Source organism: Frateuria flava, assembly GCF_017837635.1.
Classification (GTDB): domain Bacteria; phylum Pseudomonadota; class Gammaproteobacteria; order Xanthomonadales; family Rhodanobacteraceae; genus Frateuria_A; species Frateuria_A flava.
The window spans coordinates 77,403-88,524 of record NZ_JAGJRS010000008.1; the positions used below are offsets into that span (position 1 = coordinate 77,403).

At 62.9% G+C, this 11,122-nt stretch carries 5 protein-coding genes; 3 read left to right on the top strand and 2 right to left on the bottom strand.

The genetic code is table 11. The features are described 5' to 3' along the window. Nucleotides 1-315 precede the first annotated feature (315 nt). Together J7I44_RS03775 and J7I44_RS03780 are read right to left on the bottom strand one after the other, a co-directional pair. Complete coding sequence (locus J7I44_RS03775) at nucleotides 316-948, bottom strand: DsrE family protein (RefSeq protein WP_209615993.1); 633 nt, start codon at nucleotides 946-948, stop codon at nucleotides 316-318. A 136-nt stretch (nucleotides 949-1,084) separates the two neighbouring features. Further along, nucleotides 1,085-1,996: a c-type cytochrome gene (locus J7I44_RS03780; protein ID WP_209615996.1), complete on the bottom strand. Its 912-nt coding sequence runs from the start codon at nucleotides 1,994-1,996 to the stop codon at nucleotides 1,085-1,087. 547 nt (nucleotides 1,997-2,543) lie between these two features. Here J7I44_RS03780 and J7I44_RS03785 point away from each other — a divergent pair. From J7I44_RS03785 to J7I44_RS03795, 3 genes are all read left to right on the top strand, one after another. Beyond that, nucleotides 2,544-8,363, top strand: a complete 5,820-nt coding sequence (locus J7I44_RS03785) for an RHS repeat domain-containing protein (RefSeq protein WP_209615999.1) — start codon at nucleotides 2,544-2,546, stop codon at nucleotides 8,361-8,363. Nucleotides 8,364-8,425: 62 nt separating this feature from the next. After that, entirely contained in the window at nucleotides 8,426-9,343 is a 918-nt protein-coding gene (locus J7I44_RS03790; protein ID WP_209616002.1) for an RHS repeat domain-containing protein, read from the top strand. 1,387 nt (nucleotides 9,344-10,730) lie between these two features. Further along, nucleotides 10,731-11,122: hypothetical protein (locus J7I44_RS03795; protein ID WP_209616005.1), on the top strand; the 392-nt coding region annotated here is incomplete at its 3' end.

Sequence of the window (11,122 nt, forward strand, 5' to 3'; positions counted from 1 at the left end):
CCTCCCCCGTAGTACGGGAATGGCCGCGCCTCGGTAACAAGACGCCCCACCGAGCCTTCCCCCACAAACGGGGGAAGGGAAGCATTGTCCCAGGCTATCTGCCGCCGTCCCCCCGTAGTACAGGAACAGCCGCACCTTGGTAACAAGACTCCCCACCGAGCCTTCCCCCGTTTACGGGGGAAGGTGCCGACAGGCGGATGGGGGAGACCTTGCCTCGACCGTCCACGGCCCGCAGTGCAGAAGCCGTTGGACCCGCTAAGCCCGGGGTGAGCAGTCAGGAACAACGCCACCCCGAAAAAGTCGCCGCACCCGGGATCAATCCGGCTCTTTCGGCACCTCGCCATACCCCGCCGCCTGCAACTCCTCGCGCGTGGTCAGCGCCGACAGCGCTAGCGTCATACCGGGACGGATGTTGGCCGCGACGAAGTTCTGGTGCCCCAGCGCCTGCCCGCACACCACCATGTCGACGTCCGCCTGGCGCAACTGCCGGATCAATCCGGCGTTGGGATTTGGATGGCCGAACTTCTTCTGGTAGGCCGCATCCGACAGCGCCAGATCCACGCCACGTCCGTAGAACAGCACCACCAGATGCACTTTTTCGCTGGGCACGCCCGCCAGTGCATACAGGTTGAGCAGCTTGGCCGCGGTGTGCAGGCGACGGTTGATTTCACCGCGGGTGGGCTCGTCGCTGTCGATGTCGATGTACAGCCGGTGTTCGGCCGTGGTCGAGGGCATCAGCGCATCGGGTCCCACCGGCAACACGCCGCCGGCGCCGTGGATGCGCGGGTACGTCAGCCGCGTGTCGGGTTGCGGGCGTGACATGGTGAAAGCCACGGCAGCCGCGCAGGCGATCAGCAGCAGTGCGATACCGAACCACGCCAGCAGGCGGCGGATGGGCTTGGGGGCAAGGTCGTCGTCGGACATGGTCGTGGCTTTGCTGTAGGACATCCTGAGGTTGTCTCCTTGGCCGGAATCCTCCGGTACGCAGTGCATCAGTGTAGAAAAGGCGCGTGAATTGACGGGCAAGGGGCCGCACCCGTGGTGGCGGGTGTGATGCCGCGCACACTCGCGCGCGACCGGCGACTCAATGTGCCGGTTCCGAACCGAGCAGGTGCCCGTTGACGCGCTGGCCATACAGCGACATCGGCGTGTCGTGGAAGGCCTTGCGCGTGGCCGCCACGTCGCCCTTGTAGCGCGGGTCCTGCGGGCGTTCGTGGGCATCCATGAAGATCGCCACGTCCCATGCGTCCTGGTCGCTCAGGCTGCCGCCACGGCTGAGCGGCATGTTCGCCTTGATAAAGGCCGACGCCTTGTCCAGTTCGTGCATGCCGGCGCCCCAGTTGAACGAATCCGGACCCCACAGCGGCGGGAACACGTAGTCGCCGGCGACTTTCTGCCCCTGGCCGTCCGCGCCGTGGCAGAGCGCGCAATCGCGCGCGAACACCGCCTGGCCGCGGGCGTAGTCCGGCTTCTTCGCCGGCGATGAAACCTTCGGATAGCCGGCGCCTTCGAGTTTCACGCCGTGCGGCGCGCCTTGCGCCATCCAGGAGGAATAGGTTTCCAGCGCAAGGATTACCTTGTCGCCCAGCGGCGGCGCCTTGCCGTTCATGCTGTACATGAAGCAGCCCTGCAGGCGCTCGCCGTAGCTGTTCACGTGATGGTTCTTCTTGCGGTACTGCGGATACATGCCGTACGCGGCCCACAGCGGCGCCGAATCGGCGAGCCGCCCCGCGTCGAGGTGGCAGTTGACGCAGGCCAGGCCGTTGCCGACGTAGGCGGGCGCGGCCTTGCGCGTATGCATGAAGATCTCCCGACCCAGCCGCACCATGTCGCCGTAGGGACCTTCCGGAATCGCCGATTCGGGCGGCGGGGCGAACGCGGGGGCCTTGGTCGCAGCCGCGCTGGCTTCGGCGGCGTGCGCATCCATCGGGGTGTGATCCGTGCAGGCGCCGAGAGCGAGCGTGGCGAGCAACAGGACGGGCAGGCGGGTGCTCATCGTTGTTTGCTTCCGGCCGGCAGCGGTTGCGCGGCGAACCATGGGTACAGTCGCGAGGTCCCTGGCGTCGAGCTTGCGGCTCCGGTGTGGGTAGGCCCCGTACGGAGGCTGGCCGTCGTCCTTGCCGCGGTTCGCCGGTACCCGGGCGGCCGCGGCGTTCGTCGAGAGCGACGAGCTTACCCCGATCCAACTGGCAACCAACACGCACATCCGTTCCAAGCGCACGTTCGTACTCCCCATCTGCCGTGCCGCCATCGCGTCACCGCCCAAACATCTACAAGTAGCGATGGCGGCGTGGAGAAAGTGTCAGGGCGGAGGTCGAAGCAGGCGGCTTGCGTGCCGCCCGCGCCGAGGTGCCAAGAATGCAAAAAAGTGACGCCGCCATACGTCGCGGACAGGAAAGCCGATTTGCCCGAGCGCGCCTGTTCAGCTAAATCGGCCTATTGCACGGTCGAGCCATTCATGAGCACTTGAGCGCCTACGCATGCTCATGTAGCTTCGATGAAGCTGCTCGTGCAACGCGGGCTGCCTTGGGGACAACTAGGGGATGGATATGCCAGGCCAGGGATGGGCACGCGCGTGCCTTTGTGCTGCGTTTCTTTTGGTGGTGAACGCTCCGGCAACAGCCACCGATGCCAGACCGGAGGACGAATACAAGAAGCTCGTCCGGGTCGACGAAAACATCCAGCCGCTGGGTGAGCATCCTTTCGGCGAAAACATCGGTCTGTACGACGGATCGCTGTCTTTCACCCAAACGGACGTGAGCTTGGGCGGCAACGGGCTTCCGCTGGCGCTCACTCGTCAGTTCCAGGTCGAACACGATCGGTATGTGCGCTCGCAGTTTGCTTTTGGCGACTGGGATCTGGTGCTGCCTCACCTGGAGACGATGACCGTCTCCGGCTTCGATCCGGTATTGCGTCGCATCAGCGGTTGGGAGGTCGAAACGGCCCCTGGCATCGATCCGAATTTGCGTTGCACGTATTTCAACACTCCGCCCACGGTAACCATGCAGCCAGGAGACTCGGCGCTTACCTCATGGGAGCCTAGGGATTGGTGGAAGGGCTATCACCTGGTTCTTCCCGGACAGGGAAGCCAGGACATGCTGGCCAATCACGATCCGGCAAGCCGTTCGGTATATCCGGCGGTAACCAAGAACCAGTGGCGCTTCAGTTGTCTGGGCTCCACCAGCAACGGCGCGCCTGGCGAAGGGTTCTTGGCGCAGGCGCCGGATGGCACGAGGTACTGGTTCGATGAGTTGGTCTATCGCGGTGCACAGGGGCTGGTGCGCCCGTTGTACGAATCCGGAATAGCGTCCAGGGCAGGCGGTGGAAGGATGGACGCGCTCTGGGCGTCGCGAGGGGACATTCTGGAGAATGTCATCGCATTGTTGTCCGGATCCTCGGTCGCGCATGCGGCCCCTTCTACGAACTCGATCCAGAGGCAAGTGGCCCAGATGTTGGTGACCCGGATTCAGGATCGTTTCGGGAACTGGCTGGTTTTCCAATACGACAGCGGCCTTTTGACCGGTATCACTGCCAGCGACGGACGCGCGCTGAGCGTCGAATACGTTCAAGGCACGCCGCGCATTCAAAAACTAGTGCTGCGAACGTCAACGGACGGGGTCCGCACCTGGACCTACGCCTATACCTCCGACGTGCTCGCTCCAGCCCTGAGCTCGGTGACCTTGCCTGACGGCAGCCAGTGGACATACGACCTCGGCAGTTTCGACGCCGCCTCGCTCAGCCCCGGCAACAACCATTCCAGTTGCGTGCAACTGGGCACGCCAACTTCGTTGGCCTCCGTCGTCGGCACGGTGACCCACCCGTCGGGGTTGCAGGGCATCTTTACGCTGAAACCGGTCAAGCGTGGCCGGTCGCTTGTGCCGCGCGATTGCAAGGGGATGGAGCGGTTCGACGAGGACGCGCAGGGAAGCTACGCCTCTATCCCGGATGCCTGGTATGGCCTCTCGATACAGGATCGAACCCTTTCGGGCGCAGGCATCCCTCCCGGCAGGACCTGGCAGTACCGTTATTCGGCGCCCAACGAAAGCTGGTCGGACTGCACCGGCACGTGCGCGACCACGGTTTACACCGATGTCGAGAACCCCGACGGCAGCACGGTGCGCTATCTCTTCAGCAACAAGTTCGATCACACCGAAAGCTTGTTGCTGAAGACCACCTACTACACGGGTGCCGCCGGTTCCGCGGCCCTGCGGACCGAAAGCAACAGCTACGCAGATCCGGACACTGCTCCGCTCCCTGCCGAGGCTGGCGCTGTCCTGCAGGAAAACGTCAACACGCAACAGATAACCCGCTACTTCCCCCTCCAGCGGCGCCAGATCGTCCAGGATGGCGCGGACACGTACACCTGGGAGGTGGTGGCGTTCAACGGCTACGCCCAAGCGACAAGAGTCAAGCGCTACAACTCTTTTTCCAGCCAGGCGATGGAAGAAGACACGACGTACCTCAACGATACCGGTCTATGGGTGTTTGGCTTGCCCGAGCGGGTGACCAATCGGACCACCGGCAAGGTCGTGGACGAGTACACGTACAACACCAGCAACCTTACCCTTGCCAGCCGCGCGCATTTCGGCCAGACGGTGATGAGCTACGCCTTCAATGCGCAAGGCCAGTTGGCGAGCTTTACCGACGGCAGAGGAAATAGCACGACGCTGGATAGCTACAAGCGCGGCATCCCCCAGACGATTGACTATCCGGACGGCACGCATCAACGCCTGGTGGTGGATGACTTTGGCCAGATCAAAAGCATCACCGATCAGGCCGGCGCCACGACTTCCTACGGCTACGACGCAATCGGCCGCTTGGCCCGCATCGACTATCCCGGCGCAGACGAGCAGGCCTGGTACCCCAGAACGTTCAGCTATGAGTTTGTGAATAGCGCTGAGCGCGGGGTGGCTGCCAACCACTGGCGGCGCGTCGTCAGCAAGGGCGATCAACGCCAGGTGACTTACTTCGATGCGCTGCTCCAGCCGGTTCTGACCGACAGCTACATGGAAGGACGCGGCGACTCCCACAGCAACGTGCGCGTCGACTACAACTACAAGGGCTTGACCACGCTCCAGTCTTATCCCGCCAGTGGTACTCCCGACCTGTCAGCGCTAGGCACGGGCGTCCACAGCCTCTACGACCCGATCGGGCGACTGACCCTTACGCAACAGGATTCCGAGCTGGGCGCCTTGAGCACCTCCGTGGCCTATTTGTCCGGGGCGCGCAGAAAGGTGACCGACCCCAGGAACAAGGCGACCATCACCCGCTACCAGGTCTTCGACCAGCCCGTCTACGAAAGCCCTGTCACGGTCGATGCGCCTGCGGGCGTGTCCCAGGAAATTACCCGCAACATCTACGGCAATCCCACGGAGATCCGCCAATACGGTAGCTATAACGGGTTCACCGAGGACGAACGCAAGACGCTGGTCTACGACGACCAGCAGCGACTGTGCCGCACCATCGAGCCGGAGAGCGGCAGTGAAGTGTTGGCCTATGACGAGGCAGGCAATCTGGCCTGGAGCGCAGCAGGCCTGAGTCTCCCGGCGCCTACGACGGGTACCGAAGCCGATTGCGGGCGGACTCTTGTTCCCCCGGAGGCCAGAACAACCCGCGCTTACGATCCGATGAACCGGGTGCTCTCCAGCCTCTATCCGCAGGGGACACCCGGTGTCGCCTTCCACTACCTCGCAACGGGGCAGATCGACAAGGCCTGTTCCGGCGCCGTGAGCTGGACCGCCGAGACGTGTTCCGGGTTCTCGATCTGGACGTACGGCTACAACGCCCTGGGGCAGATGAAGTCCGAGTCGCTCGACGTCGAGGGCCATCAATGGCCGATCACGTACAGCCATGATCGATACGGCAGCGTTTCCAGGATCACCTACCCTGATGGCAAGGAGCTCGATTACGCGCCCGATGCCATGGGCCGCCCGTCCAAGGTGGGCGTCTACGCCGCCGACATCGTCTATTTCCCCAGCGGCAACGTGCAGTACTACCGCCTGGGTGACGGCACGGAATACATGGGCGTGGAAAACGAGCGCCAGATCCTTGGAAGCCTCAACTATTTCCATCCATCGTCCGACCCTCACGCGCCCGAAGCGGTGCTGTCGCAGCAGTACACCTACGATCCCAGCGGCAACCTGACGATCGTGGACGCCCTTGACGATCGGCGAGACAAAAGCTTTGGCTACGACGACCTCAATCGCCTCACCTTCGCCCAGGCCACGGGCCTGTGGGGTACGGAGACCTATGCCTACGATCCGTTGAACAACCTGCGGCAGCTCAGTAGCGATGGCCTAAACCGCAGCTACGTTTACGACGGGTATCGCCATCTCGCGCAGATAACGGCGAACGGCTCCACGCTGCACACCTTCCATTACGACGCCCAGGGCAATGTCACGCAAAAGGACGGCACCAGCCTGGTGTTCGACAAGGCCAACCGGCTGACCCAGGTCGTAGGTGGAAGCGCCTATGCCTACGATGCGCACGGACGTCGGATCAAGAAGACAAGCCCGACCGGTGACGTCTACTACCTCTACACCACCGACGGCCGCCTGCTTTACCAGTTTGATGCGGCCGCCAACGTTGAGACCGACTACGTCTACCTTGGCCGCAAGCTGCTGGCCGAAGTCCATCGCAACGTTGGCGACCTGGTGCTCAACCCACCAGCGAACATCTACTTCAGCAATGCCCCGAATGACGGCAGCTATACCGTGGGATGGTTCCAGGTTCCCACGGCGCGCTACGAGTTGCAGGAGAGCCCGGACAGCGGTGCCAGCTGGCACGAGGTCTACAGCGGCACTGTCAACAGCAAGAGCTTCAGTGGGCAGGCTGCCGGCAGCTACCTGTATCGGGTGCGTGCATGCACGCAAGAGTGCAGCGATTGGCGTGAGTCCCCTGCGATGGGGGTCTGGCCGCAGTTGGCTACCGTCACCGTGCCAACCGGCCTGCAGAGCGCCAGTTTCACTGTCAGCTGGACACGGCCAAGCACGGCAACCCGCTTCGACGTCGATCAGCAGCAGGACGGCGGCAACTGGGTGCGTATCGCAACGGACACGCCCGGGCTGTCGATCTCGCGGTCCGGGCTTGCCGTAGGCAGCTATGTCTACCGCGTCGCGGCCAAGAGCAGCTACGGCAGCCGGGGATGGGCAGCGTCCGAGCCGGTAACCGTGCTCTATGCACCTACCGCAATGCCTTCGCTGAGCGTTCCGTCGGTAAGCAGCCAGGCCAGCTACACGGTCAGCTGGAGTGCCGTGGCGAACGCCGACCGCTATGAGTTGGAGGAGCAGCAGGATGCCGGCGCCTGGGGCGCCCGGTACAACGGCGCCAGCCGCTCTACGGTCGTCAGCGGCGTCACCAACGGCGCGCACTACGGCTACCGGGTCAGGGGCTGCAACGCAGTCGGTTGCGGGCCCTATAGCGCGGTCGCGACCGTGGCGATCGCCATTCCGCCGCCAGCGCCCACGGCCGTGTACGCCAACGACCTGCGCGTCAATCCCAAGCTCGAAACCCTGACGGTGGTGTGGCAGGCGTCCGCTGGCGCAACGTACTACGAAGTCAAGGATGCCGACACCGGTAGCGTGGTGGGCAGCACGACCGGTACGTCCAAAGAGGTGGAGAGCGTCTACGACGGGCCGCTTTCCATGCACTCGTATGCCGTACGTGCGTGCAACCCGTACGCCTGCAGCGGCTGGGTCAGCGCTGTCCAGCGCGATGTGTACAACCCGCCCAGCACGGCGCCGAGCCTGAGTGCCCCCAGCACCAATGGAACGGGCAGCTATACGGTGAGCTGGGGCACGGTCTTCCAGGCCTCCAGCTACACCTTGCAGGAGAGCGTCAACGGCGGTGCCTGGTCCACGGTCTACAGCGGCGGCGGCACGTCCAGGTCGTTCAGCGGCAAGGCGGTTGCGAGCTACCGCTATCGGGTCATGGCCTCCAACAGCGGTGGCAATGGGCCGTGGAGCGCCACCGTGACCGTCACGGTAGCGATCGTCACCAACGTGACGGGCGTGACGGCGCAGGTACGGTGGGTCAGCACGGGGTTCAGTGCGATAGCCAGCGCCCCCTCGCTCAAGGCGGCCCCCGCCGGTTCGACGGACGTCTCGCCGAGCATGATGCCGCCACCGCCCGAGCCGACCTACGCGTGGTTCCTCACCGCCAGCTGGAACGGGGCGACCGGTGCGACGCGGTATGAGGTACGGGCGACCGATACGGTCACGGGAGCGGTCAAGACTTTCAACGTCACGACGCTCTCCATCCCGGCCACCGAGGTCAGTCATTCCGGGCAGAGCGTCACGGCACGTGCCTGTGATGCCAACGGCTGCTCGGCGTGGTCCAGCCCGGTGACGGCGGTGAAGCTATGAGGCGGGAGGGGGAGGGCAAGCGCGTTGGCGCGATCCGGCCGTGGATCAGGGAGGGAGCAATCGTGAAAGCATCAGGTTGGAGAGGCGCGGCGTGGGCGCGCGTTGCGGCGGTCGTGCTGACATTGCTGAGCCTGTGCTGGGGTGGCCCGGCGCCGGCGGCGGAAACGACGACGTACGTGTTGACGGATGTGCAGGGCACGGTGCTGGCGCGGGAGGATGCGCAGGGCAACATCATCGCGCGGTACGACTATCGGCCCTATGGCAAGCAGCAGGCGGGGCCGGTGGCAGCGGGGCCGGGGTATACGGGGCATGTGGAGGATCCGGATACCGGGCTCGTTTACATGCAGCAGCGGTATTACGATCCGGAGGTCGGGCGGTTCCTTAGCGTGGATCCCGTTCCCGTTCTTGCAGGCGAAGTGGCGACATTTAACAGATTTTCCTATGCAGATAACGAGCCTGTAGGCAACTTTGATCCGTTTGGTGAATCGTGCGAAGGTCAACGCGGCCCATGCTCGGACGATGATGAACCATCAATGCCTAAGCCACTTCCCGTGTCCCCGCAGGTCCAGAGGATGCGCGATACAGCCGATTGCGGGGGATGTATTCAGCCGAGCATTGCCGCTTACGTGCAGGCAAGCTCGTCGTCGTCCAATAAACCCTCCTCCAATGCTTCTGGCATATTGTCGGTGGCCTCAATATCACCGATATTTAAGCTCCCCCCGGGGCGAACAATATTTCGAAACACGTTGTCAAAAAAAGTTCTCAAATGGGTTGATGATAAAGCATCGAAGGCATTGCTAAAAAAGCTATCCCTCAAAACTTTGAGCATTAGCAAAAGCGGCCTCGCGGAGGCAACCCCTTGGACTTTTTTTGCCGGAGCAATGACTCATGTCGACGATCTTGGTGGATGTGAGCATGGGGTATGCGCCGATGAGGTTCCGGCCAGTGAACGCCTTCCGCCACCAAAAGTAGGTGAATAAGTTGTCAAGAAAACTTCTGATTACTTTGTTCTGGCTGCCCATGATCTTCTTTGGGGAGGTGGCTGGGCGCGAGCTGTTCAGTGCGGGAACTTTTGCTTTTTACTCGTTCCTCACGCTTTGGGTATTTCTTAATGTCGTATTGGTTCTTAAGGTATGTGCGGTTAATGGGAGAATATTGGTCATCAGGATGGCCACGTACTTTTTTGCGGAATCCGCTGCGCTACTGATAGTATTGAAGGTTGCCTCTTAGGGTCAATAAAAAGGGGTGGGAGTAGTTAAATCTTGTCCACTATGACGTGCCATGGTCGGCTGGTAGCGGCCCGCCCAGTATTATTTCAATCATCCGTTAAATTAAATGGGGCGTAGAAAATTTAATCGGTACGAGGTTGCACCGGCACCGGCGTAAGCTCCCCCACTAGGCAGACATCTCGAAAGTAGAACTTTTTGGCATCGTTTCCGAGCCAGGAGGTTCCATAAAGAAGTCGAAGTTCACCGAGACGCATATCGTCTCGATCCTCAAGCAGGCCGACGCCGGGGTGCCCGGCAATTAAAGGGGACGTAGGTAATTAAGTTGAGCCGGGGCAACTAGCTTTCGTCACTTGTGGCACGCCTTGGCCGGCCGCGCGGTCGGCTGACGGCGGGTCGCCCCAGTGTTGCTTCGACCATCCGTTGGAAGCGTTCGTCACCAAGGACACGTTCTTGTTGGGCGTAGGTACGCAGGCGCTGGAGCTCTTCGATAGTGATGCCGGCGTCCAGCCAGGCTCTATAAGCAATCGCGCGGTCCCGTGCATTCTTGCCCATGCCCAAATAAAGCGGATGGGGCGCAACGAGCGGGTCGCTCGCGCGGGCCAGGTGGGTGTGGACGCTCGACCACCGGAACGGGAGCTAACGGGGTCAGGTTCACTTACTGGGTGCAATACAACCGGCTGCGGGCCCTATGGTGCGGTCGCGACCGTGGCAATCGCCATCCCGCCACCGGCGCCCACGGGCGTGTACGCCAACGACCTGCGCGTCAATCCCAAGCTCGAAACCCTGACGGTCGTGTGGCAGGTATCCGCTGGCGCCACGTACTACGAAGTCACGGATGCCGACACCGGCAGCGTCGTGGGCAGCACGGCCGGGACGTCCAAAGAGGTGGAGAGCGTCTACGACGGGCCGCTTTCCATGCACTCGTATGCCGTGCGTGCCTGCAACCCGTACGCCTGCAGCGGCTGGGTCAGCGCTGTCCAGCGCGATGTGTACAACCCGCCCAGCACGGCGCCGAGCCTGAGTGCCCCCAGCACCAATGGAACGGGCAGCTATACGGTGAGCTGGGGAGCTAACGGGGTCAGGTTCACTTACTGGGTGCAATACAACCGGCTGCGGGCCTTATGGCGCGGTCGCGACCGTGGCAATCGCCATCCCGCCACCGGCGCCCACGGGGGTGTACGCCAACGACCTGCGCGTCAATCCCAAGCTCGAAACCCTGACGGTCGTGTGGCAGGCATCCGCTGGCGCCACGTACTACGAGGTCAAGGATGCCGACACCGGTAGCGTCGTGGGTAGCACGACCGGTACGTCCAAAGAGGTGGAGAGCGTCTACGACGGGCCGCTTTCCATGCACTCGTATGCCGTGCATGCGTGCAACCCCTACGCCTGCAGCGCCTGGGTCAACGCCGTTCAACGCGACGTGTACAACCCGCCCAGCGCGGCGCCGAGCCTGAGTGCCCCTGGCACCAATGGAACGGGCAGCTACACGGTGAGCTGGGGCGCGGTCTTCCAGGCCTCCAGCTACACCTT